This window comes from Arthrobacter sp. ATA002, from assembly GCF_026898095.1.
In the GTDB taxonomy this organism is placed as follows: Bacteria; Actinomycetota; Actinomycetes; order Actinomycetales; family Micrococcaceae; genus Arthrobacter_B.
The window spans coordinates 505,053-531,804 of record NZ_CP114015.1 but is presented as its reverse complement, the minus strand read 5'-3'; the positions used below and the strand labels follow the sequence as shown (position 1 = coordinate 531,804).

Here is a 26,752-nt window from a genome sequence, read left to right as displayed (position 1 = left end):
GGCAAGGTTCACTGCGCCCTCCGGCAAGGCTCCCGCCGGCAGCACCGGAGGCCCGGGAGGGAACGCCGGAGCGGATGCGGACAGGGGTGTGGAGCGGCTTTTCTTGTTGTGCGTCATGATGATCTCCGGACTCTTCGATACGGGCCGGCTTCGCTGTGGCTGGTGCGGGCTGTGTGCGTTTTCCGGCGCCCGCCAGGCCTGACGCCGCGGCCGTGAAACGACGGCGGCATCAGAGGCGGACGGGTGGAGGGGCGAAACGGCCAGCATCACGCACCATGGACCAGCTCACCCGGCTGTGGGTGAATGCTGTCTGCGAAAAGCGGGTGCGTGCGGCCGGGGGAAGCGGTTCCAGCCGGGGGGGCCGGCAGCTCCGCGAAGCCCGGTCCGGGCACGGCCCTACTCGTAAATGAGTTCCATGAGCCCACGGTAACAAGAAGGACGGCACCGGGATAGACCCGGTGCCGTCCTTTCCCGGTATTACCCGGGTGCGTGCTGCATCCCCTAGATCAGGGCATCCGAAAGATGGTTCGGCGTCCCGAACCGGTGGGACGTGATGCTGACGGCCTGCTCATGCAGGAACGGCAGCAGTTCGACCCGTCCGGCTTCGGTGACCGGATTGGCGTAGACGGCCACGTCGGGCCGGCCGCCGAGTGCTTCGGCCAGCGCCGGGGCATCTCCGCCGATGAGCCGGATCCGGGGTCCGTGGACCGCCGGATCGTAGCCGGCAGCGGCCGCCAGCCACGCGGCGTCGTTCTCTTCCACAGCCGGAATGCCGTGCTCGGCCAACAGTGTCTGCAGCGCCAGCGGCAGTTCAACGCCGGTGGAGACCCGCAGCGCGGAACCGGCCAACAGCCCTGCCGCCACGACCCGCAGCAGCGGGGTGACGGGCTGGTTCCCGGCCAGCCGGATGGTGACCGGCAGCGGACGGTAGCGGAAGACATTGCGTTCGGCGCTGAGGCCGGACACGTCCTTGGCAGTGCCGAATTCTTCGGCCCACGCGGCAGCGTCGCTGCTCAGCGCGCGGTGCAGGGCATCGGCGTCGGCGGCGAGGCTGCCGGAGGAGGCAGCGGCCAGGATCTTGGCGGCACCCTGGTGGCGTACGGGGGCTTCAGCCCGGGCAGCGGCAGGTTCCCATGCGCCCAGGCCCATGAGGTAGTTCGGGCCGCCGGCCTTGGTTCCTGCACCGACTGCGGATTTCTTCCAGCCGCCGAACGGCTGGCGCTGGACAATGGCACCGGTGATGCCGCGGTTGATGTAGAGGTTGCCGGCGGAGATGTTCTCCAGCCATACGTCCATTTCAGCGGAGTCCAGGGAGTGCAGGCCGGCGGTCAGGCCGTAGTCGATCTGGTTCTGCAGCGCGATGGCCTCTTCCAGCGTGTCAGCGGTCATCACGCCGAGGATCGGGCCGAAGTATTCGGTGAGGTGGTACTCGGAGCCGCGGCGGACGCCGGTGCGGACGCCCGGGCTCCACAGCCGGCCGCTGTCATCCAGCTGCTTCGGTTCGATGAGCCAGGATTCACCCTCGCCGAGGACGGTCAGGCCGCGGAGCAGCTTGCCGGCGGCCGGTTCAATGACCGGCCCCATCTGGGTGACGGCGTCCACCGGGTAGCCCACCTTCAGCGACTGCACTGCGTCCACCAGCTGGTTGCGGAAGCGCGGTGACTTGGCCACCGATCCGACGAGGATCACCAGGGATGCCGCTGAGCATTTTTGGCCCGCGTGGCCGAAGGCCGAGGCAACGACGTCGCGTGCAGCCAAGTCGAAGTCCGCACTCGGAGTGACGATGATGGCGTTCTTCCCGGAGGTCTCGGCCAGCAGCGGCAGGTCGGTGCGGAAGGAACGGAACAGCTCGGCTGTCTCGTATCCTCCGGTGAGGATGACCCGGTCCACGGACGGATGGGAAATAAGCTGGCGGCCCAGCTCCTTCTCGCCCACCTGCACCATTTGCAGGACGTCCCGGGGGACACCGGCTTCCCAGAGGGCTTCCACCATGACGGCGCCGCTGCGGGCGGACTGGCCGGCCGGCTTGATGATGACGGATGATCCGGCGGCCAGCGCGGCCAGGGTGGACCCGGCCGGAATAGCCACCGGGAAGTTCCACGGCGGCGTCACGACCGTCAGCTTCGCCGGAACAAACCGGGCGCCGTCGACCGTCTCGAGGTCCTTGGCGCGCTCGGCGTAGTAGTGCGCGAAGTCGACGGCCTCGGACACCTCGGGATCCGACTGGTCCAGAGTCTTGCCGGTCTCGGCGGCCATGACCTCCATCAGGTCCGCGCGCTTCTGTTCCAGCACGGCGCCGGCGCGGTGCAGGATGTCGGCCCGCTCGGCGGCGCTGAGGGACGCCCATCCCCTGGCGGATTCCACGCCGGTGCGGATGACGGTCTCCAATGTCTCCTCGTCGGCAACCCGGGCCTTGGCGACGGCGGCAACGCCGAGGACTGAGCCCTCGACCCGCGTAAGGATCTGCCGGCCCCATGCCTGGTTCACGGGCAGGGACGGGTCGGTGTCCGGGGTGTTGCTGAAGCCCCGGTGTACGGCGTCGGCGTCCGCAGTGTCCGCTGGGCGGGGGTTGCTGCGGTCCTGGATGCGGTTGGATGCGGGAACCGTGTCGTCCAGGTCAGCCAGCGAGGTGAGGAAACGCAGCTTCTCGCGCTCGAACAGCGCCTCGTTTTCGCTGAGCTCGAAGACGGCGGACATGAAGTTCTCGGAGCTCGCTCCTTCTTCCAGGCGCCGGATCAAATAGGCGATGGCGACGTCGAACTCGGTGGGGTGCACCACCGGGGTGTACAGCAGCAGTGATCCGACATCCCGCTTGACGACTTCGGCCTGGCCGGTGGCCATGCCCAGCAGCATCTCGAATTCGATGCCTGCGGTGACGCCGCGCTGCTTGGCCAGCAGCCAGGCAAAGGCGACGTCGAAGAGGTTGTGGCCGGCGACGCCGATACGGACGTTGGCGGTCCGCTCCGGCTGCAGGGCGTAGCTGATGACCCGCTTGTAGTTGGTGTCCGTCTCGGCCTTGGTGCCGCAGGTGGCCAGCGGCCAGCCGTGCAGCGAGGCTTCCACCTGTTCCATCGGCAGGTTGGCGCCCTTGACCACACGCACCTTGATGGGGGCGCCGCCGTCGGCGCGGCGGGCGGCAGCGAACTCCTGGAGACGCATCATGGCGGACAGCGCATCCGGAAGGTAGGCCTGCAGGACAATGCCGGCTTCCAGGTCCTTGAACTCGGGCATGGAGAGCAGGCGGGTGAAGACCGCCATGGTCATCTCCAGGTCCTTGTATTCCTCCATGTCCAGGTTGATGAACTTCTTGGGGCTGAAGGATGCCGCCTGCCGGTACAGCGGAGCAAGCTTTTCCACCACATGCTCAACGGCTTCATCGAAGGCCCAGTGTGAGTGCGGCGAAACGGTGGAGGAGACCTTGATGGAGACGTATTCGACGTCGTCCCGTGCCAGCAGGGCGTGGGTGCCCTCCAGGCGGCGGCCGGCTTCGCGCTCGCCCAGCACCGCTTCACCGAGCAGGTTCATGTTCAGCCGGACGCCGTCCTTCCGGATACCGCTGATCGCCTTGCCGAGACGGGCATCCGTCGCGTCGACGATGAGGTGGCCCACCATGCGGCGCAGCACCTTGCGGGCCACCGGAATGACGACCTGCGGCAGGACCGGGGCCATGACGCCTCCCAGTCGGACTGCCGAACGCATGTACCAGGGCAGGAACCCGGGAACCCGGGGAGCCAGTGCGGCGAGGTTCCGCCCGGCAACGCGCAGGTCCTCGGGACGGACGACGCCGTCCACAAAACCCACGGTGAAATCCAGGCCGGACGGGTCCTTCAGGACCCCGGCAAGCTGGGCTGCCGATGCGTCCACCGGGACGCTGGCGGCCTCGGCCAGCCAGCGGCGCACGAGGGCCACTGCTTCTCCGGACAGGTCCTGCGGTACGCCGGGAACCGCGGTGGGTTCAGTGACGGTGTTGCTCATGCGGCCAGCTCTTTTCAACGTGCGACTGATTGATACTTCTCTAAGTATCCGCGGAAAGTCCCGTAAGGCAAAGGTTAGTTTTCTTACGCATATAGGTTAGTTTTACTAATGATTAGAGTTGCTGGAAAACCACCGGAGGAAGCCCTTGCTGGACGTGCGCCGAATGACCCTGCTGCGGGAAGTCAAAGTCCGCGGAACGCTGGCAGCCGTGGCCGAAACGCTGAGCCTCAGTCCTTCGGCCGTGTCCCAGCAGCTGGCCCTGCTGGAGAAGGAAGTGGGCGTTGAACTGCTGCGGAAAACCGGCCGCGGAGTGCAGCTGACGCCGCAGGCCGAAATCCTGGTCTCCCACACCTCCGACATCCTCGAGTCCCTGGAACGGGCCGAAGCGGACCTGGCATCGTCGCTGACGACGGTGACCGGACGAATCCGGGTGGCAGTATTCCAATCGGCAGCCCTGGCCCTCATGCCCGGTGCCCTGTCACTGCTGCGGCGGGAGCATCCCGACCTGCGGGTGGAAATGGTGCAGCGGGAACCGGAAACAGCGCTGTACGAAACCTGGGCACGCGATTTCGACGTGGTGATTGCGGAGCAGTACCCCGGTCACGCGGCCGTACGGCACGCGGAACTGGACCGCGTGCACCTGACGTCGGATGCCATCCGGCTGGCGGCACCCCACCAGGGTTTGCCTCCGGTGCAGTCCCTGGCGGATACCGCGGGGATGCCGTGGGTCATGGAGCCGCGTGGAGCCGCTTCCCGCCACTGGGCCGAGCAGGCATGCCGGCGGGCCGGATTCGAGCCGGATGTCCGCTACGAAACTGCGGACCTGCAGGCCCAGATACGGCTCATAGAGTCCGGCAATGCCGTCGCCCTGATGCCCGATCTGGTGTGGACCGGACGTGAGCCGACCGTGCGGCTGCTGGAATTGAACGGCCGTCCCCGGCGCAACATTTTCACCTCCGTGCGCCGGGCGGGCAGCCGGCGTCCGGCAGTCCTGGCCTGCCGCGAGGTGCTCGAGCGCACGGCGCGGCAGGTTGCGGTGCCGCCTCCTGCCGCCGACTAGCGGACTCTGGCTGAACGCCGCCGCCTAACGGGCTGCGGTCCCGGCAGAACCGGGACCGCAGCTTAATAGTGCACCCCCGCTGCACAGGCGGGATTGGCGGGAGAACTACCGGCCGGAACCGGACGCGCCTGAACCGTCCTGGCCGGAATGCCCGGACCCGCGCGTGGTGCCGTCCACGTCCGTATCGATCTGTTCCTTGCTGACTTCTTCCGTCACGCTCTCCGTGTCGGTGACCGTCTCGGTATCGAGCCGGACTCTCTCCACCGGCACGGTCTTCTTCGTGACCACCGGTTCCTCGGCATGGAGCGTCACCTCGTGCTCTTCTTCACTGAGCTCGGGACCGGACATCGCGGAATCGACATTTGCATCCGTGACGGGCTCCCGTTCAACCCGGACCTCTTCACGGGTGACCGGAACCTCGGTGGTGACGTTTTCCGTGACGACGTATTTCCGCAGTCGGGCCTTGCCCGTCTGCCGGCTCTGGGTTCCCACATCAAGCTGCTCTTCCGACCGCGTCATGGCGTCATCAGTGGTGGGACCTGACGTGTCCCTGCCCACCGTCCCGGACGAGGTGCCTGATGAGGTGCCGGAGCGCGTAATGTCACTGTCGTCTGAGATGCCGCTGCCGTCCCCGCTGCCCATCCCGGCGCCTGTGCGGTCGTCGGTCATGGTGTCTGTACCGGCGTCCATCGTGCCCGTTCCTGCACCCATGCCGCTGGTGTCAGCCGAACCGTCGTCGTAGGTGAACCCGTAGTAGCGGTAAAGGGTCACTTCCTCCTCGGGAGAGATGGACCCGTCGGATTCCACCTGCGGTGAGTTCTTGACCTCGTCCTTGGAGTAAGGCACCAGGACGTCGACACCCTCAACGGTTGCCTCGCTGAGCGGAACAAAGGACTCATTGGTGCCGAAGAGACCGGTGTTCACGGTCACCCAGGCGGGCTCATTGGTCTGGTCGTCCAGGTAGAACGTTCCCACTGAGCCAATCTTGTCTCCGTTGGGACCCAGCACGTTGCCTGAACCGGCCATAAGGCCTTCGACTTGCTGATTGCTGATCATGGTGTTCTCCTTCAGCTGCGAACCTTCACCGTTGTCCGGTGCTTATTCACGTTGGGCCGGAGTGTGCCGGTTACCGCGAAGGACGAACGGCGGAGTCGGAGCCGAACGGCCTTGACGGATACGCACGCCGCACCCCGGTTGAGCCCCGCAAGGGGCCCTGAATGGTCGGCTGGAATAGTACGCAAGCCTGGAATCCCAAGCCTGCTTACCATTCCAACCCAACAGCTTCGGAGCGTCAATAGGTAGTGTTTGGGCAGTCCGGCCTAGCGGGAATCGGCCAGGAGATCCCGCACCTCGCGGCGGAGGACCTTGCCCAGCATCGATTTGGGCAGCTCGTCCACGGCGACGATGCGGCGCGGCACCTTGTACGGTGTCAGCCGCTCGCGGCACCAGGCGCGCAGTCCCGCCTCGTCCAGTTCCGTTCCCGGCTGCAGGACGACGGCGGCAACCACCTCTTCCCCGCCGTCGGGCCGCGGGAGCCCCACCACGGCAACGTCGGCGATGTCCTGGCTGCTGCGCAGCACCTCTTCGACTTCGCTGGGCGAAACGTTGAAGCCGCCGGTGATGATTAGTTCCTTGCGCCGGTCCACCACCTTCACGAACCCGTCCCCATCGACGGTGACGATGTCGCCGGTGCGGAGCCAGCCGCCTTCGAGCAGCACCTGCTCAGTGTCCTCGGTGTTGTTCCAGTAACCGGCGAAAACCTGCGGCCCGCGGATCAGCAGCTCCCCCGCTCTCCGGCGGGAACGTCATTCTCGGGATGTTCGGGGTCGGCCACCCGCATTTCGGTGCTCGGGAAGGGAACGCCGATGGTGCCGTTGCGGCGGGACTCGGCGAACGGATTGCCCAGGGCGACGGGCGAAGATTCGGTGAGGCCGTAGCCCTCCACCAGCAGTCCGCCTGAGACTTCCTCCCACAGCTTCACCGTTGCGGCCGGCAGCGTCATCGCTCCGGAAATGGCAAACCGGATGGTGGACAGGTCAATGCCGCGCTTCTTGGATTCCAGCGCGACCTTTTCGTAGATCGGCGGTACGGCGCAGAAGACCGTGGGCCGGGACTTTTTCGCGGCGGCCAGCACCAGGTCCACGTCGAACTTGGGGAACAGGACCAGCCGGGAACCGGTGAGCATGGCGAAGGTCAGGTACAGGGTGAGGCCGAAGGCATGGAACATCGGCAGCACGCCGTAAATGACTTCCCTGCCCTCTTCGGCTCCGTGCATCCAGGCCTGGCCCTGCAGGGCGTTGGAGCGCAGGTTGTAGTGGGTGAGCATCACGCCCTTGGGGATGCCGGTGGTACCCGAGGTGTACTGCAGCGCCGCCAGGTCCTTCACGGCGGGGCGTGGGTGGGCACTGTCGATCGGCGCCGATGACAGGAGCTTTTCCCAGGGCATCGTGTTTTCGGTCTTGGTTGTCAGGCCGGCGCGGGTCCGGCGCAGCTTCGGCAGCGGCAGGCTCAGCGCCATCCGCTTCAACCGCGGCATGGCCTTGGTGATGTCCACGGCAATAATGGTTTTTACCGCGATGTCGCCGGGGAAATCCTGGATCTTCTCCACGGCCTTGTCCCACACAATGGCCACCTGCGCTCCGTGGTTTTCAAACTGGTGGCGCAGTTCGCGCTCCGTGTACAGCGGGTTGTGGCCGACGACGACGGCTCCCAGGCGCAGCACCGCGTAGAACGCGATGAGGTACTGCGGGCAGTTCGGCAGCACGATGGCCACCCGGTGGCCCCGGCTTACGCCCAGTTTCCGCAGGCCCTCGGCGGCACGGTTGATCTTCTCGCCCAGTTCGGCGTACGTGGTTTCCGCGCCGAAAAACTCCAGCGCCACCTTGGGACCAAAACGTTCGACGGCGTCCTCCACCATCGCGGTGAGCGACTCGGTGGGCAGCTCAATAGTTGCCGGAACGCCGGGCTGGTAGTTCTTGACCCACAACGGTTCCTGGGCAGCGGTCATTGAGGAAGCTCCTTCGGTTTGGTTAATCCCGACTATAGCGACGGGCCGCGGCGAGGAATAAATAAGTTGTTCCAAACCACGGTCAGGCCGTAAGCCCCTTGAGGTACCGGGCCAGCGCCCGGGGCGCGGAACGGGGAGCCGCAGCTTCAACCGCTGCGTTGTAGTTGGTATTGGTGTTCACGTCGTAGGTGAGGATTCGCCCGTCGGCGGTTTCCATGAATTCGATGCCGCAGACTTCCAGTCCGGTGCGCTTGGCGAAGTCGAGGTACTTGCCAATGATCGGGTGGTCGAAGCCTTCGCGCAGGCTGAAGAGCTGGGTGTCCGCGTCCGGTGCGATCGTGGCCCCCGGCGGCATGACCGGTTTTCCGGTGGAGGGGTCAATGGCGCAGGCGTCGGCCGGGCAGAGCTGGAATCCCCCGCGGGCGGTGTCCGCGGCGACAGCGTAGATGAATTCTCCGCCGACAATCTCCACCCGGGTGATGAAGGGTTCGGCGGCAACGATGAATTCCTGGATGAGGGTGATGCCATCGGCTGGCTCTTCAAACTCCGGTCCGGCCACATACTCCGCCAGTTCGCCGTGGGACTGGAACTTGCGCACCCCGAGGCCCTTGCCGCCCTGGTTGTGCTTGGTGATAAACGGTGCCGTGAAGTCCCTGGCCGCGGCCAGGATGGCATCCCGGCCCACGGCTGCGACAGTGCGCGGGGTGTCGATGCCGGCGGCCCTGAGTGCCGTGAGCTGATCCACCTTGCTCATCTCCAGTTCCAGGATCCGGCGTCCGTTCACGGTGCGCCGGCCGGAAGCCTCCAGCCAGGACAGCACGGAGCGCGCGTAATCTTTTGACAGGGCGTGGTCCCGGGTATGAGACGAGGCACTGATCCGGGACCAGAAAATCCCGTCCGGCGGCACCGAATCCAGGTCCAGGACACCGTCGGTCAGCAGCCATTCCTCCACTTCCAGGCCTTCAGCTTCGAAAGCGCGGGCAAACGGGGGAAACCACTCGGGGTTCTCGTGCAGGGCATAAATCTTGGGACTGGTCGAGCTCATCGCATTGCCTTTCCTGAAGTCCTGCCGCGGCATTGCACAGGATGTTGTTGCCGGTGTTGTGATGCAGCGTTTAGCCGTCGATGTATATTCCGTTGCCCGGGCCCATCGGCAGGCCGAAGACGAAGAACACCGTCAGCACTGCCACCCACGCGATCCAGAAGAGCACGGTGAAGGGCAGCATCCGGGCGATGACCGTCCCGAGACCGGCCTGCGGTTCGTACTTGCGCAGCATCGTCAGCAGCACAATCATGTACGGATTGAGCGGGGTGAGGATCTGGGTGGCCGAGTCCCCCACCCGGAACGCGCCCTGGATGAACGCCGGTTCGAACCCGAGCAGGGCGAACATTGGCACGAAGACCGCCGCCATCAGCGTCCACATGGCGGAGCCGGAAATGATGAACAGGTTCAGCACCGAGGCCAGCAGGATGAAGCCGATGATCGCCGGGTACCCGGTCAGTCCGATGGATTCCAGTCCGGAGGCGCCGGCCACGGCGATCCAGTTGCCGATCCCGGACCAGTTGAACAGGGCGATGAACTGGCCAAGGATGAACGCGAGCACCAGGAACCCGCTCATGTCCTTGATCGAGGCCCCCATAACCCGGGGAACGTCCTTGCCGGAAGCAATGGTGCCGGTGATTTTGCCGTACACCAGCCCCGGAACGGTAAACAGGACAAAGACGATGAACACAATCGAGCTCAGCAGCGGAGACTTGGGCAGATAGCCGCCGTCCTCATTGCGCCAGGGCGAGTCCGGCAGTACCGCACCCACCACGATGACGGCGGCGACGGCGGCGCCCGCCGCCACGGCCCAGGCCACACCCCGGCGTTCCACCGGGGTCAGCGTGGCGGACAGTGCGGGGGACGGCGCGGCGGACGGTGCGGGTGCATCGGTTCCGGGCTGTCCGGCGTCACCGGCATCCTCACCGGCGGTTTCCTCGGTGGGCACGCCCTGGCGAGTCAGGCGCGGTTCCAGGATCTTGTCGATGATGAAGCCGGCCAGCAGGATCAGCACCAGCGCGGATGCAAAGTTGAAGAAATAGTTGGACAGCGGGTTCACCGGCGAACCGGGGTTCGGCAGGGTCTCGGTGACCGCCGTCGTGATTCCGGAAAAGAGCGCGTCCAGGCTGGTGACCAGCATGGAGGTGGAGTACCCGGCGCCGGCGGCGGCAAAGCCGCCGAGCAGCCCTGCCACCGGATGCCGGCCCGCGGCCTTGAAGACCAGTGCGGCGAGCGGCGGAATGACGACGAAAGCGGCGTCGGACATGATCGAACCGATGACTCCCACGAAGCCGACGGCGTACGGCAGCGCCCAGCGCGGGGCTGAACCGAAGGCCTTGCGGATCAGGGCCGAGAGCAGCCCCGATTTCTCCGCCACACCAACCGCCAGCAGGATCGGAAGCACAGTGGCCAGCGGTGGAAAGCCCAGATAGTTTGCGCCAAGAGTGGTGGTGAACCAGCTCAGTCCTTCGGCGGTGAAGAAGCCCTTGATGACCGTTTCCTCGGTGGCCCCGGGCACGGTGACCGCGACGTTGGCCCAGGCCATGGCGGTGGACACCACGGCCACAACCAGAAAGAGGATCAGGAAGAGCATGAACGGATCCGGAAGCTTGTTGCCGATCCGTTCCACCCCGCCCAGGAAACGGTCGGGGAAGCTGCGGCGGCCGGCGCCAAGTGCGGGGGACGGAGTGGTCATGGCCATCTCATTTCCTGGTGCGGGGGATCATGTCCGGAGTCAGTCGAAGTACGCGGGAACGTCCACGGGACCGCCGGCGTCGGTAAATTCCTGCGCCACCGCTGCACGCAGCTCCGGATCGCAGAGGTAGTCCAGGGCAGTCAGCGCGAGCCCGGCGGCGCCGTCGAGCGCGCCTGCTTCGGCGGCCGGCGAACCGGCGGCTTCCGCAAAGGCCCGGGTGTGCAGGGCGACGTCGGCGGGTGCGATGCCGATCAGCGGATGGATGCCCGGGATGCGGTAGCTGACGTTGCCGAAGTCGGTGGAGGCGGCAATGGTTTCGGATACGACGCCGGCCGGCAGCGGGCTGCGGCCCCGCCGCTGCTGCGCCGCCACCCACCGGCCGGTCAGGGCCGGGTTGGTCCGTACGGGCAGCGACGGCGGATGTTCGTCCCAGCTGATCTCCACCGTGGTGCCGGTCATGAGGGCGGCGCCGGCGGCGATATCCTCGAGCCGGCCGCTCAGGTCCTTCAGGGTTTCGGGGTACTTGGACCGCGCGTAAAGCTTCAGCACGGCCGTTTCCGGGATCACGCTGGGGCGCTGTCCGCCCTCCGTGATGATGGCGTGCACGCGGTCTGAGGGCGGCAGCTGTTGACGGAGCAGCCCAACGCCGGTGTAGGCCAGCGATGCGGCGTCCAGCGCGTTGCGGCCCATGAATGGCTGCGCCGAGGCATGCGCTGCCATGCCCGAGAAGGTCACGGTGAGCAGGCGCCGGCCGAGCCAGACCTGCTCGGCCAGGTCCATGGCATAGGGATGGACCATGATGGCCGCGTCGACGCCGTCAAAAGCGCCGTTGCGGGCCAGAACTTCTTTTCCGGAGTGTCCTTCCTCGGCAGGGGTGCCCAGGAATACCACCCGGCCGGGAAAGGCGTCCGGGTTCTCTTCCAGGGTTTTGGCCAGGGCGATGAAGGCACCGGCTCCGGTGGCGGCAATAACGTTGTGGCCGCAGGCGTGGCCCACCTCCGGCAGCGCGTCATACTCGCTGAGAATGGCGATGACCGGACCGGTGCCGGTTCCCGCCTCCGCACGCAGGGCGGTGGGAAGGCCGTGGGCGCCCAGCTCGGCACTGATGCCGTGCCGCTGCAGCAGGCCGGCAAGGAACGCGGCACTGCGGTGTTCCTCGTACGCGGTTTCCGGATCCTTGTGCAGCGTGTGCACGACGTCGTTGAGGTCCCCGGCGAGCGCGTCCACCCGGGCCTCGACTGCGGCGGCCAGGGCTGCCGGCGCTCCGGCGAAAGGAGACTCCGGGGTCCGGGCCGTCTGCATCCGGCGCGCCGTTTCGGCGTCGAGCTGGTTCAAGTAGGCGGTGCTGGGTGTGAGGCGCGTCATGGGCCCCCACACTAGGGGCCGGGCCCGCCCGGAAGCCAATTAAATGACGTGCCGCGAAGCCGGCGGCCCGTCCCCGAGGCGCGTCCTGCCGGCGTTACCTGCCGCGTCCGGCGATGCGGGCCACGAGGGCCTGCGGTCCGCGGGCGCCGAACCAGGCCAGCGCCTTGTACCGCTTGGTCGGAACGGACACTCCCTTGCCGGCGAAGGCATCGGCGAGCCCCTCACGCACCACCCGTTCGGCGTCGAGCCACATCCAGTTTGGATACATGGATTTGTCCATGTCCATGCGCTGGTGGAACTCCGTATGCACAAACCCGGGGCACAGGGCGGTCACGTGCACGCCGCGGCCGCCGTAGGAGAGGTTCGCCCAGCGGCTGAAGGTAATCACCCAGGACTTGGCGGCGCTGTAGGTGCCGCGCGGGATGAACCCGGCCACTGAAGCGACGTTGATAATGTGTCCGCCCGGACCCTCCAGCCGGGACAGCATGGTGTTCAGGGCCGTGTGGCTCAGCTGCAGCGGAGCCGCGACCAGCACGTTCAAATGGTCCAGCTCCGCGGACAGGTCATTGCGTTCGAAGCTGTTCTTCAGCCCATAGCCGGCATTGTTGATCAGCATGGTGATGTCGGGTTTCTCCAGCCGCCGGCCCACCCGCTCCACCCCCGCGGGATCGGCCAGGTCCGCGGCAATGTATTCCGTCTGCACGGAATATTCCCGGACCAGTTCCGCCGCCGAGTCCTTCAGCCGCTGCTCGTTGCGGGCCGTGAGGACCAGGTTGTAGCCGCGGTTGGCGAGCTGGCGGGCAAATTCTGCGCCGAGGCCCGATGTGGCGCCGGTGATCAGTGCTGTGGGAGTCATGGGTCCACCTTTCCACGCCTACCCTGCTATGCCGCGCAGGCTTTCGCAACGCGGGGCCCGGTTCCGTGCCGGCGCCTTGCCAGCGCGCCGGGGCGCCCCTAGCGTGGCAGGATAACCGGGCCCCGTCAGGAGGAGCCATGGCAGAACCGCGGTTATACCGGGACAGGCAGGATGCAGGGCGCAAACTCGGCGTCGAACTGGCGCCGCTCTTCGGTCTGCCCCGCCTGCTGGTGCTGGGGCTGCCGCGCGGCGGGGTGCCGGTTGCGGCGGCGGCGGCGGAGCTGCTGCGGGCTCCGCTGGATGTCCTGGCGGTCCGCAAGGTGGGGCTGCCTTCCCAGCCGGAGCTGGCTGCGGGCGCATTGGCATGGCTGGCCGGAACCGTTACGACCGTGCGCAACGAACCCGTGCTGGTGGACTGGCAGCGTTCCCTGTCACCCCTGCGCAACCGGGATCCGCTGGCCCCGGGCGGGCTCTTCGACGCGGACCAGGCCTTTGACGAGGCCGCGGCTGTTGAACTGCTCGAGTTGATCCGCCGGGACAGCCTGTACCGGATGCGGCGCGATCCCCTGAATGTACGCGGCCGAACCGTCATTGTGGTGGATGACGGGCTGGCCACCGGCAGCACGATGCGCGCGGCCCTGCTCGCGCTGCGCCGCCAGGAGCCGGCCAAGCTGATCGCCGCTGCCCCGGTTGCGTGCGGCGGCACGGGGCAGCTGGCGGAGCTGGCTGACGACGTCGTCATTCCGTGGCAAAGCTCCGGCCTCGCTGCCGTGGGACAGGCCTACGAGAACTTCGACCAGACCACCGACGCCGAAATCCGGCAGCTCCTGAACGTCCCCTGACGTGCCCGGCCCCGGGCCTTCCCCCTCCGAAGGCAGGAACCCCATGAATGCAGCACCAGAGAACGGCGGCGGCTCCGTGCAGTCCGGCTTTTGAACGGCACGGAACGGGGCCTGCCCCTATCGTCCGCGGCACCGGCGACGGGATAATTCGATGAAGCGTTTCCCGCTTTCCAACGTCCCGGGAGGTTCCCCATGTCCATGTCAGGCAGCGCTTTTGGGATGGGCGGGTTCAACCTGGACATCAGCGAACTCACCAGCCGGGCGGTCCGGAGCATCCGCAGCGGGCTGGCCGTCACCGGGGTCCTCTCCATTCTGCTGGGCGTCGTGGTGCTGTTCTGGCCCGGAGTAACGCTGGATGTGGTGGCATTCCTGTTCGGACTGTATTTCCTGGTCTCGGGGGCCATCCGCGTAATCATGGGAATCTTCACGCCCCTGTCCGGCGGCCTGCGGATACTGAATATCCTCACCGGAGTATTGATCTTCATCGTCGGCATCGTGGCCATGCGCAATCCGCTCGCATCCCTGGCCGTCCTGGGAATGGTGATCGGAATCGCGTGGATCGTCGAGGGCGTCATGGCCCTGACGGAGAGTGAGAGCGGCGGCTCGCGGTGGTATGCGATCACCTACGGGGTCATCAGCATCATCGCCGGCGCCGTGGTGCTGTTCCTTCCGGTCGGTTCACTGGCGGCACTGGTGGTGTTCGGCGGCATTTTCCTGGTCATCCTTGGGATCGTGGAAGTGGTGCGGGCGATCGCGTTTGGCCGTGGAATGCCGCTGGCCTCCTAGCGTCCAGCAACCTTCCAGCAGCTGTTAACACAGCGCTAACCTGCCGGGAAACCTGACCGTAATACGGGGCGCCCACGCTGGGAGAAGTACGGTTTCCATCCCCGCGCTCCGGCCCGCGTGGCCGGCCATCCCCGAATGGAGTAACTCCATGGATTCTGGAAACACTGCTTGGCTGCTGGCCAGTTCCGCGCTGGTCTGCCTGATGATCCCCGGTATCGCCTTCTTCTACGGAGGAATGGTGGGCTCGCGCCGGATCCTGAACATGATGCTGATGTGCTTCGGCGGGGCAAGCCTCGTTGCGGTGCTGTGGGTGCTCTACGGCTATTCGGCCGCCTTCGGAAACTCTCTGACGGGTGCAGGGCTGCTGGGGAACCCCGCCGAATTCTTCGGACTCTCCGACCTGTTGGTGGAGGATCCGGACAGTTCCCTGCCGCTGGCCCTCTTTGCCGCGTTCCAGCTGATGTTCGCCTGCGTCACGACGGCCCTGGTGGCCGGCGCCGCCGCGGGCCGGATGAAATTCGGCGCCTGGATGCTGTTCGCAGGGCTCTGGGCCACCCTCGTATATTTTCCGGTGGCACACTGGGTCTTCGCTTTCAGCAGCGACGACGGGTCGGTGACCGGCGGCTGGATCGCCAACCAGCTGGGGGCCATCGACTTCGCCGGCGGCACCGCCGTCCACCTAAACGCGGGTGTAGCGGCCCTGGCCCTGGCCCTGGTCCTGGGCCGCAGCAAAGGCTGGCCGCACGCCCACGGCAAGCCGCACAGCCGGCCGCTCGTGCTGCTTGGCGCCGGGCTGCTCTGGGTGGGCTGGTACGGCTTCAACGCCGGATCCGCCCTGAGCGCCGGGCACGCTGCCGCCGTCGTTTTCCTCAACACCGCAGTGGCAGCGGCGGCCGGACTGCTCGGCTGGATGCTGATGGACCGGCTGCGGCTGGGAACGTCCTCCTCGCTCGGGGCGGCCTCGGGACTCATTTCGGCGCTGGTGGCCATCACGCCCGCCTGCGGCGCGGTCAGCCCGCTGGGCGCCCTGGCGATCGGACTGCTGGCCGGCCTCGTGTGTTCCCTGGCCATTGAATGGAAGTTCCGGCTGGGTTATGACGACTCGCTCGACGTCGTCGGCGTCCATGCCGTAGGCGGGCTGCTGGGCACCCTGCTGATCGGCCTGTTCGCCACGGACGCAGCGCCGAACGGCGTCAGCGGACTGTTCTACGGCGGCGGTTTCGAACTGCTCGGCATCCAGGCGCTGGCCGCGGCGGCAGTCCTCGTCTACTCCTTCGCCGTCACCTGGGTTCTTGCAAAGGTCCTGGCAATGACCATCGGCCTGCGCATTCCCGAGGAGAGCGAACTGCAGGGCATCGACATGGCGGCCCATGCCGAGTCGGCCTACCTGAATGACGAGGACCCGGTGGATCTGGGCGCCCGCCCGTAAAGGCGGTGCCCCGGAGGGCGGGGCGCCCCGGAGTTAGGCCTGGGCCCCGCCGGTTATGGCCTCTTCCTGGCGCAGGTAGACGGACAGGAGGTCGCGGGCATGCTGTGTCTGCGGCCCTTCCGCCTGCATTGCTTCCATCATGGATTCCGCCTGGGCCCTGCCGCCGGGGAACGGCGGCAGGAGCGGAACGTCAGGATCCGACACGACCTCGATGATGCACGGCCGGTCCGCGGAGAGCGCCCGGTCCCAGGCCTCCCCCAGCAGTTCCGGGTCCTCCACCCGGATGCCGTCGAACCCGAGCAGCTCCGCGTAGCCGGCGTAGTTGAATTCGGGAAGGGCCTGGCTGGCCTCGAACCGCGGTTCGGCCTCCATTTCCCGCTGCTCCCAGGTGACCTCGGTGAGCTCCCGGTTATTCAGCACGCACACGACAAACCGCGGATCGGCCCACTGCTTCCACAGGCGGCTGACCGTAATCAGTTCGGTGATGCCTGCCATCTGCATGGCGCCGTCCCCGGACAGCGCGACAAGCGGGCGGTCCGGGGAGGCCAGCTTGGCCGCGAGGCCGTACGGCACCGCGCAGCCCATGCTGGCCAGCGTGCTGGACAGGTGCGCCGGCACGCCGCGGGGCAGCCGCAGCTGCCGGGCGTACCAGTACACGCTGCTGCCTACGTCAACGGCCACCTGCGCATCCGCCGGCAGCCGCCGGCTCAGCTCATGGACGGCACGTTCCGGATTGACGGGATTGGCCGGGGTAAAGGCACGTTCCATGGACAGTTCGTGCCAGGAGCGTACAGCCTGTTCGACGTCGGTGCGCCAGCCGGACGCGCCCCGCTCCGTAAGCAGCGGCAGCAGGGCATCGAGGGTTGCGGCCGCCTCGCCGGGCAGGGCCGCCTCCACCGGATACCGGTTCCCGATGGCAGCCGGGTCGATGTCGATCTGCACTGCGCGGGCAGCTCCGGGCGGCGGATAGAACTCGGTCCAGGGGTCGTTGGAGCCGATAATCAGCAGCGTGTCGCAGTTGTCCATGACGAAGCCGCTGGCTGAGGTGCCCAGATGCCCCATGACTCCTGCGGCCAGGGGGTGGGACTCGTCCACATGGGGTTTACCCAGCAGGCTGGTGGTGATGGCAGCCCCCAGCTTTTCCGCCACGGCAATCACCTGTTCCTGTGCGGACCGCGCTCCCTGTCCCACCAGCAGCGTCACCTTCTGTCCGCTGTTCAGCAGGTCCGCCGCGGCGCGCACGTCTTCGTCGCGGGGCAGGATTCGCGCGGGCCGCCACACCGGGGCGGTGGTGAGCACACCGTGTTCGTGGTCCAGATCCGGCGCCGGGGCCTGCTGGACGTCGTGCGGCAGGATGACCACCGAGGGTGTGCGCGTGGCCAGGGCTTCCTTGAAAGCCCGGTCTATAACCAGGGGCGCCTGCTCGGGACTGGAAACCTGCTGCCGGAAACCGGAGGCGACGTCGCGGAAGAGGTGCATCAGGTCCACTTCCTGCATGTACGCCGAGCCGAGCACGCTCAGGCTCTGCTGGCCGATCAGGGCCACCACCGGCACTGAATCCATTCGGGCGTCATAGAGACCGTTGAGCAGGTGGATGGCTCCGGGGCCCTGTGTGGAAACCACCACGCCGACTTCCCCGGTGTACTTCGCGTGGCCCACCGCCATGAATGCTGCGTTTTCCTCATGCCGGGCCTGCACGAATTCCGGCCCGCCAGCCCGCCGCAGGGCGCCCATCAGCGGGTTGATTCCGTCTCCGCTGTAACCGAAAAGCCGGCCCACGCCCCACGCTTCGAGCCGCTGGACCAGCAAATCCGCCACCAGCTTCGGTTCCTCCTGTTGCATGCCATCCACCGTTTCGCCCATTGCGCGCCTCCCGTAAATAGTCAGTGTGCTGAGTAAACCCACTCTATCCCCGCCGCCCCGCAGGCCGCGCGGCGGCGGCGCGCCGGGTAACTTTGCCCCCCGGCCGCCGCCGCCGGGGCATGGGCTGGTGTGCAGGAGCCGGGCCCCGGTTATGCTCTCACCATGGGTAAGGTCCTCTATTACGTCGCGTCGTCACTGGATGGCTTTATTGCCACGGAGGACCACAATCTGGACTGGCTTCTGGCCTTCGGGTTCGAAGCTTTTCAGAGCCATTATGACCAGTTCCTGGCCGGTGTCGGTTCGCTCGTCATGGGTTCGGCCACGTACGAATTTGTGCGCCGCCAGGAGCCGGGCAGCTGGGCCTACGGTGAGCTGCCGTGCCGGGTGCTCACCCGCAGAAGCCTGCAGGCACCCCGGACAGCGGCGTGCGCTTCGACTCCGGAGACATTCGGCGTATCTGCGCTGACGCAGTGAGCGATGCCGGTGGCCGCAACGTCTGGGTGGTGGGCGGCGGTGACGTTGCAGCACAGTTTGCCGAGGCCGGGCTGCTGGACGAAATGTGGGTCACGTATATGCCCGTTGCGCTGGGCACCGGGCGGCGGCTGCTGCCGGTATCCGTTCCAACTGCACCCATGCGGCTGGCCGGCACCACCTCGTTCAACGGCGGCGCCGCAGAGCTCCGTTTTTCCTTTCGCTAACAGTCCGCCCGCTCCCCCGACGGGACGCGGTGCCGCACCCCTCCGAGCCGTCCCCGGGGTCCCGCCGGAGCACGGTAGAGTGTGGTTCCGTATGCCGGTTTCCTTCCGCAGGACCGCTCGCCCGCCGCCAGTCTCAGAAAGTTGCACATCCATCATGGGGACAGACATCCGCACCCGCAACAACGTCCAGATCCTGGGAAATCCGGACGGGCCGGTGATCATGTTCGCGCACGGATTCGGCTGCGACCAGAACATGTGGCAGCGTCTGGTCCCCCAGTTTTCCCGGGACTACCGGCTTGTCCTGTTTGACCATATGGGAGCCGGCAACTCGGACATCGATTCTTACTCCTCCGCCAAGTATTCCTCGCTTGCCGGCTACACCTCCGACGTGCAGGACATCATGGCGGAGCTGGACCTGCGGGACGTTATCTTCGTGGGACACAGCGTCGGAGGAATGATGGGGGTAGCCGCAGCGGCTGCCGATCCTTCGCGCTTCAAGGCGCTGGTGTTCCTGGCCTCCTCACCCAGCTACATGGACTATCCCGAGGACGGCTACGTGGGCGGAACCTCGCAGCAGGACATCCGGGAGCTGCTGGGCTCGCTGGACAGCAATTACATGGTGTGGGCGGCCAACATGGCGCCGGTGATCATGGGCAATCCGGATTCCCCGGAATTGCACAGTGAGCTCGAAGGAAGCTTCTGCCGCGTTAACCCCACCATCGCGCGTGAGTTTGCCCGCGTGTCCTTCCTCTCCGATGTCCGCCACCTGCTGCCGGACGTCACCGTTCCCACGCTCGTCATGCAGTGCTCGGATGACCTGCTGGCCCCCGTCCACGTCGGCGAATACACGGCGGACCAGCTTCCCGACGCAACGCTGGCGGTCATGAAAGCCACCGGCCACCTGCCGCACGTCAGCGCGCCCGCGGAGACCGCCGACACCATCCTCGGCTACCTTCTGCGGGCGGCTTAGTTCCTCTGGTGGAAGCTGCACCCCTGGATTATGAAGCGCTCTTTCACGATGCTCCGGCCGGTTACCTCATCAGCGGTGCGGACGGCACCGTCATCGAAGCCAACCGCACGCTGCTTTCCTGGCTGGGAATGACCCGGCAGGAGCTGGTGGGCAGCAGCTTCCTGAAACTGCTGCCCGTCGGTGACCGCATTCTCTACGCCACGCACGCCGCGCCCCAGATGGGGATCGCGGGTTTCTTTGCCGAGCTCGCCGTCGACCTCATCAAGGCGGACGGCGCACGGATGCCGGCCCTGCTCTCAGCGAGCAGGATCCCGGCCGGCGGGGACGGCCGTCCCGCCCTGGACCGGATCATTGTGTTCAACGCCCGGGAACGGCGCCTGTACGAACAGGAACTGGTGAACACCCTGCGCAAAACGGAGGAAGCCGAGGCTGCACGCGCCAGCGCCGAGGCATCGGTCTTTGCCCAGCAGGAGGCGCTGCGGCAGAAGGACCTCATCCTGCAGGCGAGCCTAACCGAGAGCCGGCGGAAGGAGGCGCTGCTCGAGACCATCCTGAACACCGTCGAGGTGGGCGTGGTGGTGGTCGACGAGGCGGGGAACGACATCCTCACGAACAGCCGGCAGATCCACAACCGGCAGCGGGCCGTTCCCCCCGGAGTCCGGGACGCCGTCGAGTGCGAACTTTTGATCTTCGGACCCGACCGGGTGACGCCGCTGCCCCCGGACCTCCGCCCCGTCCGCCGCGCCGTGCTGGGCGGTTCCTACTCGGAGCAGCTGGTGTGGTTCGGCGCCGGCGACGGACAGCAGGCATTGAGCGTATCAGCGAGGTCCGTGCGCGGCAGCGGCGCTTTCCGGGGTTCGGTGATTGTCTTCAGCGACGTTACCGTCCTGGTGAACGCGGTCCGCGCCAAGGACGATTTCGTGGCCAACGTATCGCACGAGCTGCGGACACCGCTGACGTCCATCATGGGCTACCTTGATTTGCTGCTGGATGACGCCGGGGACCTGCCCGGCCATGTGACAACGTCACTCCAAGTGGCAATGCGCAACTCGGAGAAGCTGCTGGCGCTGGTCTCGGATCTGCTCACCGCTGCCGCCGGCGGCAGCACCATCACGCTGCAGGCCACCGACCTGGCCGATCTGATCCGGTCCGCTGTCACCTCGGCTGCGCCCCGGGCTGACCTCAGCGGAGTGCACTTTGAGACCGATGTGCCGGACACCCTGCCCGACATCCTCGATCCCCGGCGGATCGGCCAGGTGCTGGACAACCTGCTCTCCAATGCGGTCAAATACTCGCCCGGCGGCGGCACAGTCACCGTCCGCGCGCGGCGCTCCGCGGCGCACACCCGGATCGAGATTGCCGATCCCGGCATCGGGATGACCGAGGCGGAACAAGGCGAGGTCTTCACCAAGTTCTTCCGCTCCGCCACCGCGCGCAGGGCCGCCATTCCCGGCGTCGGACTGGGTTTGGTGATCAGCCGAAAGATCATCGAGGAACACCACGGCACCATTACGCTGCGCAGCGAGCCCGGACGGGGCACGGTCTTCACTGTCACCCTCCCGGTTGCCCAGGCGCCTGAGAATTTTGTGCCCCTCGGCGCCCTGTGAAAATATCCAAGTAAATCCCCGGCGTCGCCGGGCGGAAATGAGCAGGGGAACCTATCCATGGCCAGCAGCAAAGCCGCGCCCGTGCGAAAAGTGGTGCGCCGGCTCGGATCCTTCTCCCTGGTGGGGACCGTGGCGTTCGCCGTGGACATCACGCTGTACAACGTGCTGGCTGCAACGGTCCTGGACGGCAGCCCCATCACGGCCAAGGTCGCCTCCGTTGCCGCCGCAACCGCGGTGTCCTGGCTCGGCAGCCGGTACCTGACGTTCCGCCGCACCAGGGGCCGGAGCATCCGCAGCGAGACTGCGCTGTTTGCCCTCACCAACTTCGTCGGCCTGCTGATCGCCACCGGGTGCCTTTATGTCTCCCACTATCTGCTGGGCTTCGACAGCCAGCTGGCGGACAATATTTCCGGAAACGTGGTGGGTGTGATTGCCGGCAATGTCTTCCGGTACTTCGCCTACCGCTACATCGTGTTCACCACTGCTGAGGAACGCGCCGCCCGCGCGGAGCAGAAGAAAAATCCGCAGGAGGAATCCGTATAGGTTCCGCGCTCCCGCCAACGACGGCGGCGGTGCCTCCTTCCGCGGAAAGAGGCACCGCTGCCGTGCGGGCGGGGAACCGCCTACTTGGCTGTGGGATCGGCGCTCTGCCGGCGCTGTTCCGGAGTGCGGATGAGCTTCTTGTTGACGAACTCGTCCATGCCGTAGCGGCCCAGCTCGCGGCCGACGCCGGAGCGCTTGACGCCGCCGAAGGGCAGGTCCTCCTGGGTTCCGGAGACACCGTTGATCCAGACCATGCCCGACTCCAGGCGGTCAGCGACCTCCAGTGCCTTCTCCTCGTCGCTGCTGAAGACTGCGCCGCCCAGGCCGTAGGGCGAGCTGTTGGCCAGCTCCACGGCTTCATCGGCGCTGGAGACCTTGTAGATCACCGCAGCGGGACCGAAGAGTTCCTCGGAGAAGGCCCGCATGTCCGCCGTGACTCCGGTCAGCACGGTGGGCTGCACATAGGCTCCCGGACCGTCCATCAGGCTGCCGCCGGTGTGCAGGGTGGCGCCCTTGTTCACCGCGTCCTGGATCTGTTCGACCAATCCGTCGGCGGCGGTCTGCGACGAGAGCGGGCCGAAGCGGGTCCCCTCGTCCAGCGGATCCCCCGGCTGGATCTTCGCCATCTTGGCAGTGAACTTCTCCACGAAGTCCTCGTACAGATCGTCCATGACAATGAAGCGCTTGGCCGCGTTGCAGGCCTGCCCCGCATTGCCCATGCGCCCGGCAACGGCGGACTTGACGGTGGTGTCCAGGTCCTCGGAGTCCAGGACGATGAACGGATCGCTGCCGCCCAGTTCCAGCACGTATTTTTTCAGGTTCCGCCCGGCGACTTCGGCGACGGCCGAACCGGCGCGTTCGGACCCGGTCAGGGAGACGCCCTGGATGCGCGGATCGGCAATAATGTCCGCGGCCTGGCCGTTGGTGGCAAAAAGGTTGATGTATGCCGCGTGCGGCAGACCGGCGTCATGGAAGATCTGTTCCATGGCCAGCGCGGACTGCGGGCAGTTGCCGGCGTGCTTCAGCAGAACGGTGTTGCCCAGCATCAGGTTGGGGCCGGCAAAGCGGGCCACCTGGTAGTACGGGTAGTTCCAGGGCATGATGCCCAGGATCGCGCCGATGGGCTCCGTGCGCACAGTGGCGCCGCCGCCGCCCTTGACGGTGAGCTCCTCGTCGGCCATGAATCCGGGGCCTTCGGTGGCGTAGTACTCGTATATGTTTGCGGAAAGCGCCACTTCGCTCCGGGCTTCCCGCAGGGGCTTGCCCATTTCAGTGGCGATGAGTGCGGCGAGTTCCTCGCTGCGCTCCCGGTACAGTTCCGCCACCCGGGCGATGATCTTGCTCCGGGCTTCGACCGGCTGGCTGCGCCAGGAGGCAAACGCCCCGTGCGCTGCGCTGATTGCTTCGCTGATCTCGCTGTCGGTGGCTTCGGCGAATTCCTTCAGTGTTTCCCCGGTTGCGGGGTTCACGGTTTTGTAAGCAGTCATGCGGCCACGCTACCGGTGACCGTGGCAGTGGCCACAGCGGTTCGCTCTTGGCTCAACCACGGGGGACCGGAGCGTCCGCCGCGGTTAGCGGCGAGCCGGGGCGGCGTCGTCGTCGGGCTCCGGGGGGTTTCGGCGGAAGGAACGCAGCCGGGGAATCCGGTCGAACCGCGGGCGGGGCCAGCCCTGTTCCCTCTTGCCGGCGGCGGACCGGCCGGAGACACCGGCGGATTTGCTGCGGGTCCGGCGCGGCAGCCGCACGCTCCACTCCCCGGGGCGGGAAGGCGCCAGCCGCGCCGGCGGGCCACCGTGCAAAGGACCGCAGCAGTCACGATGGCAACCGCCATCCCCACATTGGGCAGACCGAGGCGGTACAGAATGGCCATTTCGACGGCGGCAACCAGGGCGCCCGTGGCATAAAGGGTGTTGCCGCCGAAAATTGCCGGCACCCGTCCCACGACGATGTCACGGATCATGCCGCCGCCCACCGCCGTGGCCACGCCGATCAGGATGGCCGGCAGCCATTCCAGGCCAAAGCCCAGCGCCTTGGACGTGCCGGTGGCTGCCCAGCAGCCCAGGGCGAAGGCATCAATGACAATAAGGAACCGGTTGGCCCATTTGCCCCTAAGCTCAATGAGGTAGGCGATGAACGCGCCGGCGATGGCGGCCATCAGGTAGGCGGGGTCGGTCAAGGCCACCGGGGTGCCGGCCTGCAGAAGGGTATCGCGCAGCACACCGCCGCCCAGGGCCGAGGTGAGCGCCAGCACCACAAACCCGACCGGGTCCATGCGCAGCTGCCGGGCAACCGCCCCGCCGAGCACCCCGTTGGCCAGCACTCCGGCCAGATCGACGACCCTGAACACGGCCTCCGGATCAAAAAAGTCCACGCCGCTCCCGCTGTTGGTTGGTGCCGTGTTTTCCGGCGTCCATTCTAGCCCGCCGGGCGGCCCGCGGGGGATGCTCCCGTCACCCTGTCACAGTCACCGGACCGTAAAGTGCTCCGCCAGCTTCTCCAGCGTCTGTTCCAGGCTTTCCGGGTGCCGGCGGGTAACGCCCATGATCCGGTACATGACCCGGTGGCGGACATGCCGGGCGTCCCATTGTTCGGTCACCAGGGTGCCGCCGTCTGCGGGCTCCAGCAGATAGCGCCAGACATGCCCGCCGGAATGGCGCCAGGCAATCCGGCGCCCCTCGTCGAATTCGGTGACGGTGTTGCGGATTTTGTAGGGAACGCCCATCTTCATGTCCATCCCGAAGGCGGCTCCCGGAGCCAGCCGGGCGGGACCGTTGGGCCGGGCATCGCCGACAGTTCCGGATCCGTCAATGACGCTGTGCATGGCAGGGCGGGCCAGTAGATCGAACACGGATTCCGGCGGGGCGGGCACAAAGCGCTCGCGGCTGATCAGATAGGGGCTAGTCATTCGATCAGTCTAGCGGCGGCCGCTTTTCGCCCTCGGGTTGTTCAGGGAGTCCGCTCGTAGGACCAGCCGTTGCCGTTGAGCACCAGCCGGTGCCGCCGGACGGAATCCGTTCCGCCGCTATCCGGTCCCGGTGGTTCATTCCCCCCGGCCCCCTCCGGATAGTCGGCGTCGCCGTGCCACACCATCACGGGCGGCACCCGGCCGGGCAGTTGGCGGGTGGTGTAGGTCTGCGGGGAGGCAGCGCCGGCCGCTGCGAGCGCGGCGGCAACCGTTTCCACCCCCAGCAGCCCGTACAGGGTCACCCAGGTGGGCGGGTAAAGCTCCATACTCCCCTCCCGCTGCCGGCCGAAGGCCTCGGCGGGAGTCAGCCAAACCGCGTCCACGTGTTCTTCGGGGCTGAGCAGGATTTCCCCCTCGGGTGCTTCGGCCAGGAAGAACCACGTCCTGTAGCGGCGCGGTGCTTCGGGCGGCGGCTCCCAGCAGGAAAGCCGCACCAGGCCCGGCTCCGCCAGATGGAGCCCGGTTTCCTCTGCGGTTTCACGCACGCCGGCCCGGAGCGCGGCCGCGAGTTCGCCGTCGTCATGCGCGGTAGGCTGCGCCGAATCTGCCGGCAGTCCGTAGTCCCCGGGATCGACCCGCCCGCCGGGGAACACCCAGGCACCTGCAAACGATCCCCGGCCGCGCGGACGCTCCAGCAACAGGACCTGCAAACCGCCGGGCGCATCGCGCAGCAGGACTACTGTGGCGGCCGTGCCGTGAAGCATCGTGGATTCCGTTCGTCGGGGGCGGGCTGGGCCGGTTAAGGCCCCAGAAGGATGGTAGCCGCCATGCGCGGGCAGTGGCCGCAGGCACAGGACCCGCCCTATCCTGAAAACCTGTGGAAAGGCGGCGCCTGCTATGGACAAGCCGGGAACGGAAAAGTTCGACTTCAAGAAGAGCTACCCCGGGCTTTACGCACCGAAACCCGGCGACTTTGTGCTGGTGGAGGTTCCGGTGCTGCAGTACCTCGCCTACGACGGCCACGGAGATCCCAACACGTCGTCGGAATACCAGGGCGCCCTGGAATGCCTCTACCCCACGGCGTATGCGGTGAAATTTGCTTCCCGAAAAGAGCTTGGACGCGATTTCACCGTCGGCCCGCTCGAAGGACAGTGGCGCGCCGCCGACATGGACGCTTTCAGCCGGGGCGACAAGGGCTCCTGGGACTGGACAATGCTGGTGGCCCAGCCGCCGTGGATCACTCCCGGCCTGGTTTCCGACGCCGTCGCTGCGGTTTCCCACAAGAAGAACCCGCCCGGGTTGGACCGGGTGCGCCTGATGACGCTTGAGGAAGGCACCTCGGCGCAGATCCTGTACATCGGAGCCTACGACGCCGAGGGCCCGGTCCTTGAGCGCCTGCACCGGCACTGGATGCCGGCGCACGCGCTCACCTTCAACGGCGACCACCATGAGATCTACCTCAGTGATCCGCGGCGGACTGCCGTGCACAAGCTCCGGACGGTGCTGCGGCAGCCGGTCCGGCCGCTGGGCCCTTGAACCGGCTGGGCCTTACCGACTGGCCAGCTCGCCGGACGGCGCTTCGAGCACCGCTTGCAGCTGGTTGTCACTGATCCTGGTCAGGGCGGTGAGCAGGTTTACGATGCGGGCCCGCTCCCGGGAATCAAAGCGGGTGGCGTCAAGGATGTCGCTGACCCACAGTCCATCCATGGCCAGACGGACAATGACTCCGATGACGCCGGTGGGCTGCCCGGGGTCCAAGTTGTCCTGGTCCAGCCTGCGGTTCAGGTAGATCAGCGACTCCGCCAGGTTGGGGCGCCCGACGGCGGTGGCCAGCAGGGCCCCCTGGTCGGTATCGCTGTTGGACTCGGCATCGGAAAACGCCTTGATGTAGGCCCGGTCCGATGCTCCCACCCGGTCCGGATCCGAGTCGGCGAGCCGGCCCAGCTTGTGGACCAGCTCGATAATCATTGCTTCAACGTCCTGCTCGATTTCCTCGACAGGTGCGCCTGGCCGAAACATTCTTCCTCCAGCTCAACAGTCAACCGCCGTTCGGTTGACCGGCCAGCTTAGCCCGGTTCCGGTTCATTTTCAGCTCCGGAACGCTCCCA

The 26,752-nt window shown here is 66.8% G+C and carries 22 protein-coding genes and 1 pseudogene; 10 read left to right on the top strand and 13 right to left on the bottom strand.

What is annotated here, in order from left to right:
• Positions 1 to 501 precede the first annotated feature (501 nt).
• On the bottom strand, positions 502 to 3,975 hold the full coding sequence (locus tag OL239_RS02785; protein WP_268910650.1) for a proline dehydrogenase family protein: 3,474 nt from the start codon (positions 3,973 to 3,975) through the stop codon (positions 502 to 504).
• A 145-nt stretch (positions 3,976 to 4,120) separates the two neighbouring features.
• Between OL239_RS02785 and OL239_RS02780 the strand changes: the two genes are divergently transcribed.
• Positions 4,121 to 5,035, top strand: coding sequence for a LysR substrate-binding domain-containing protein (locus tag OL239_RS02780; protein WP_268910649.1), 915 nt, complete (start codon positions 4,121 to 4,123; stop codon positions 5,033 to 5,035).
• Positions 5,036 to 5,140: 105 nt separating this feature from the next.
• Here the strand turns inward: OL239_RS02780 and OL239_RS02775 are convergent, their stop codons facing one another.
• From OL239_RS02775 to OL239_RS02750, 6 genes and pseudogenes are all read right to left on the bottom strand, one after another.
• Positions 5,141 to 6,091, bottom strand: a complete 951-nt coding sequence (locus OL239_RS02775; RefSeq protein ID WP_268910648.1) for a YsnF/AvaK domain-containing protein — start codon at positions 6,089 to 6,091, stop codon at positions 5,141 to 5,143.
• 263 nt (positions 6,092 to 6,354) lie between these two features.
• Positions 6,355 to 8,042 (bottom strand): annotated as a pseudogene (locus OL239_RS02770) (long-chain-fatty-acid--CoA ligase).
• 82 nt (positions 8,043 to 8,124) lie between these two features.
• Positions 8,125 to 9,087, bottom strand: coding sequence for an ATP-grasp domain-containing protein (locus OL239_RS02765; protein ID WP_268910647.1), 963 nt, complete (start codon positions 9,085 to 9,087; stop codon positions 8,125 to 8,127).
• 70 nt (positions 9,088 to 9,157) lie between these two features.
• A complete protein-coding gene (locus OL239_RS02760) occupies positions 9,158 to 10,780 on the bottom strand; it encodes an AbgT family transporter (RefSeq protein WP_268910646.1) in 1,623 nt (540 codons plus the stop codon).
• A 39-nt stretch (positions 10,781 to 10,819) separates the two neighbouring features.
• Positions 10,820 to 12,145 carry a M20 family metallopeptidase gene (locus OL239_RS02755; protein WP_268910645.1) on the bottom strand — a complete coding sequence of 442 codons (1,326 nt, stop codon included), beginning with the start codon at positions 12,143 to 12,145 and terminating at the stop codon, positions 10,820 to 10,822.
• 94 nt (positions 12,146 to 12,239) lie between these two features.
• A complete protein-coding gene (locus OL239_RS02750) occupies positions 12,240 to 13,001 on the bottom strand; it encodes an SDR family NAD(P)-dependent oxidoreductase (protein WP_268910644.1) in 762 nt (253 codons plus the stop codon).
• A 137-nt stretch (positions 13,002 to 13,138) separates the two neighbouring features.
• On the opposite strand from OL239_RS02750, the gene OL239_RS02745 reads away from it, so the two are divergent.
• The 3 genes from OL239_RS02745 to OL239_RS02735 all read left to right on the top strand — a co-directional run bounded on the left by OL239_RS02745 (position 13,139) and on the right by OL239_RS02735 (position 16,058).
• Entirely contained in the window at positions 13,139 to 13,843 is a 705-nt protein-coding gene (locus OL239_RS02745; protein ID WP_268910643.1) for a phosphoribosyltransferase, read from the top strand.
• A gap of 198 nt (positions 13,844 to 14,041) precedes the next feature.
• Positions 14,042 to 14,629: an HdeD family acid-resistance protein gene (locus OL239_RS02740; RefSeq protein ID WP_268910642.1), complete on the top strand. Its 588-nt coding sequence runs from the start codon at positions 14,042 to 14,044 to the stop codon at positions 14,627 to 14,629.
• Positions 14,630 to 14,777: 148 nt separating this feature from the next.
• The gene (locus OL239_RS02735; protein ID WP_268910641.1) at positions 14,778 to 16,058 is read left to right on the top strand and encodes an ammonium transporter; all 1,281 of its coding nucleotides are present in this window, start codon (positions 14,778 to 14,780) and stop codon (positions 16,056 to 16,058) included.
• Positions 16,059 to 16,091: 33 nt separating this feature from the next.
• Here OL239_RS02735 and OL239_RS02730 read toward each other — a convergent pair whose 3' ends face one another.
• Positions 16,092 to 17,900: a thiamine pyrophosphate-requiring protein gene (locus OL239_RS02730; protein ID WP_268910640.1), complete on the bottom strand. Its 1,809-nt coding sequence runs from the start codon at positions 17,898 to 17,900 to the stop codon at positions 16,092 to 16,094.
• A gap of 183 nt (positions 17,901 to 18,083) precedes the next feature.
• On the opposite strand from OL239_RS02730, the gene OL239_RS02725 reads away from it, so the two are divergent.
• From OL239_RS02725 to OL239_RS02705, 5 genes are all read left to right on the top strand, one after another.
• The gene (locus OL239_RS02725; RefSeq protein WP_268910639.1) at positions 18,084 to 18,395 is read left to right on the top strand and encodes a dihydrofolate reductase family protein; all 312 of its coding nucleotides are present in this window, start codon (positions 18,084 to 18,086) and stop codon (positions 18,393 to 18,395) included.
• Positions 18,392 to 18,619: a dihydrofolate reductase family protein gene (locus OL239_RS02720; RefSeq protein ID WP_268910638.1), complete on the top strand. Its 228-nt coding sequence runs from the start codon at positions 18,392 to 18,394 to the stop codon at positions 18,617 to 18,619. Before OL239_RS02725 ends, OL239_RS02720 begins: the two co-directional genes overlap by 4 nt.
• 154 nt (positions 18,620 to 18,773) lie before the next feature.
• The gene (locus tag OL239_RS02715; RefSeq protein ID WP_268910637.1) at positions 18,774 to 19,589 is read left to right on the top strand and encodes an alpha/beta fold hydrolase; all 816 of its coding nucleotides are present in this window, start codon (positions 18,774 to 18,776) and stop codon (positions 19,587 to 19,589) included.
• A gap of 8 nt (positions 19,590 to 19,597) precedes the next feature.
• Positions 19,598 to 21,196, top strand: a complete 1,599-nt coding sequence (locus tag OL239_RS02710; protein WP_268910636.1) for a PAS domain-containing sensor histidine kinase — start codon at positions 19,598 to 19,600, stop codon at positions 21,194 to 21,196.
• A 57-nt stretch (positions 21,197 to 21,253) separates the two neighbouring features.
• A complete protein-coding gene (locus OL239_RS02705) occupies positions 21,254 to 21,739 on the top strand; it encodes a GtrA family protein (protein WP_268910635.1) in 486 nt (161 codons plus the stop codon).
• Between the two features lie 80 nt (positions 21,740 to 21,819).
• Here the strand turns inward: OL239_RS02705 and OL239_RS02700 are convergent, their stop codons facing one another.
• From OL239_RS02700 to OL239_RS02685, 4 genes are all read right to left on the bottom strand, one after another.
• Positions 21,820 to 23,226, bottom strand: a complete 1,407-nt coding sequence (locus tag OL239_RS02700; protein ID WP_268910634.1) for an NAD-dependent succinate-semialdehyde dehydrogenase — start codon at positions 23,224 to 23,226, stop codon at positions 21,820 to 21,822.
• A complete protein-coding gene (locus OL239_RS02695; protein WP_268910633.1) occupies positions 23,223 to 24,110 on the bottom strand; it encodes a trimeric intracellular cation channel family protein in 888 nt (295 codons plus the stop codon). The genes OL239_RS02700 and OL239_RS02695 overlap by 4 nt, the downstream gene beginning before the upstream one ends.
• A 93-nt stretch (positions 24,111 to 24,203) precedes the next feature.
• Complete coding sequence (locus tag OL239_RS02690; RefSeq protein WP_268910632.1) at positions 24,204 to 24,644, bottom strand: SRPBCC family protein; 441 nt, start codon at positions 24,642 to 24,644, stop codon at positions 24,204 to 24,206.
• Positions 24,645 to 24,685: 41 nt separating this feature from the next.
• Entirely contained in the window at positions 24,686 to 25,408 is a 723-nt protein-coding gene (locus tag OL239_RS02685) for an NUDIX hydrolase (RefSeq protein WP_268910631.1), read from the bottom strand.
• A gap of 133 nt (positions 25,409 to 25,541) precedes the next feature.
• On the opposite strand from OL239_RS02685, the gene OL239_RS02680 reads away from it, so the two are divergent.
• Positions 25,542 to 26,180 (top strand): GyrI-like domain-containing protein, encoded by a 639-nt coding sequence (locus OL239_RS02680; RefSeq protein ID WP_268910630.1) that lies wholly within the window; start codon positions 25,542 to 25,544, stop codon positions 26,178 to 26,180.
• A 12-nt stretch (positions 26,181 to 26,192) separates the two neighbouring features.
• On the opposite strand, the gene OL239_RS02675 is transcribed toward OL239_RS02680, so the two are convergent.
• Positions 26,193 to 26,663 (bottom strand): TetR family transcriptional regulator, encoded by a 471-nt coding sequence (locus OL239_RS02675; protein ID WP_268910629.1) that lies wholly within the window; start codon positions 26,661 to 26,663, stop codon positions 26,193 to 26,195.
• Positions 26,664 to 26,752 lie beyond the last annotated feature (89 nt).

What these genes read in the sequence shown, in the direction of transcription:
- OL239_RS02785 (WP_268910650.1), bottom strand. Translation starts at nt 3,975, where the DNA reads ATGAGCAACACCGTCACTGAACCCACCGCGGTTCCCGGCGTACCGCAG.
- OL239_RS02775 (WP_268910648.1), bottom strand. Translation starts at nt 6,091, where the DNA reads ATGATCAGCAATCAGCAAGTCGAAGGCCTTATGGCCGGTTCAGGCAAC.
- OL239_RS02765 (WP_268910647.1), bottom strand. Translation starts at nt 9,087, where the DNA reads ATGAGCTCGACCAGTCCCAAGATTTATGCCCTGCACGAGAACCCCGAG.
- OL239_RS02760 (WP_268910646.1), bottom strand. Translation starts at nt 10,780, where the DNA reads ATGACCACTCCGTCCCCCGCACTTGGCGCCGGCCGCCGCAGCTTCCCC.
- OL239_RS02755 (WP_268910645.1), bottom strand. Translation starts at nt 12,145, where the DNA reads ATGACGCGCCTCACACCCAGCACCGCCTACTTGAACCAGCTCGACGCC.
- OL239_RS02750 (WP_268910644.1), bottom strand. Translation starts at nt 13,001, where the DNA reads ATGACTCCCACAGCACTGATCACCGGCGCCACATCGGGCCTCGGCGCA.
- OL239_RS02745 (WP_268910643.1), top strand. Translation starts at nt 13,139, where the DNA reads ATGGCAGAACCGCGGTTATACCGGGACAGGCAGGATGCAGGGCGCAAA.
- OL239_RS02740 (WP_268910642.1), top strand. Translation starts at nt 14,042, where the DNA reads ATGTCAGGCAGCGCTTTTGGGATGGGCGGGTTCAACCTGGACATCAGC.
- OL239_RS02735 (WP_268910641.1), top strand. Translation starts at nt 14,778, where the DNA reads ATGGATTCTGGAAACACTGCTTGGCTGCTGGCCAGTTCCGCGCTGGTC.
- OL239_RS02730 (WP_268910640.1), bottom strand. Translation starts at nt 17,900, where the DNA reads ATGCAACAGGAGGAACCGAAGCTGGTGGCGGATTTGCTGGTCCAGCGG.
- OL239_RS02725 (WP_268910639.1), top strand. Translation starts at nt 18,084, where the DNA reads ATGGGTAAGGTCCTCTATTACGTCGCGTCGTCACTGGATGGCTTTATT.
- OL239_RS02715 (WP_268910637.1), top strand. Translation starts at nt 18,774, where the DNA reads ATGGGGACAGACATCCGCACCCGCAACAACGTCCAGATCCTGGGAAAT.
- OL239_RS02705 (WP_268910635.1), top strand. Translation starts at nt 21,254, where the DNA reads ATGGCCAGCAGCAAAGCCGCGCCCGTGCGAAAAGTGGTGCGCCGGCTC.
- OL239_RS02700 (WP_268910634.1), bottom strand. Translation starts at nt 23,226, where the DNA reads ATGACTGCTTACAAAACCGTGAACCCCGCAACCGGGGAAACACTGAAG.
- OL239_RS02690 (WP_268910632.1), bottom strand. Translation starts at nt 24,644, where the DNA reads ATGACTAGCCCCTATCTGATCAGCCGCGAGCGCTTTGTGCCCGCCCCG.
- OL239_RS02685 (WP_268910631.1), bottom strand. Translation starts at nt 25,408, where the DNA reads ATGCTTCACGGCACGGCCGCCACAGTAGTCCTGCTGCGCGATGCGCCC.
- OL239_RS02680 (WP_268910630.1), top strand. Translation starts at nt 25,542, where the DNA reads ATGGACAAGCCGGGAACGGAAAAGTTCGACTTCAAGAAGAGCTACCCC.
- OL239_RS02675 (WP_268910629.1), bottom strand. Translation starts at nt 26,663, where the DNA reads ATGTTTCGGCCAGGCGCACCTGTCGAGGAAATCGAGCAGGACGTTGAA.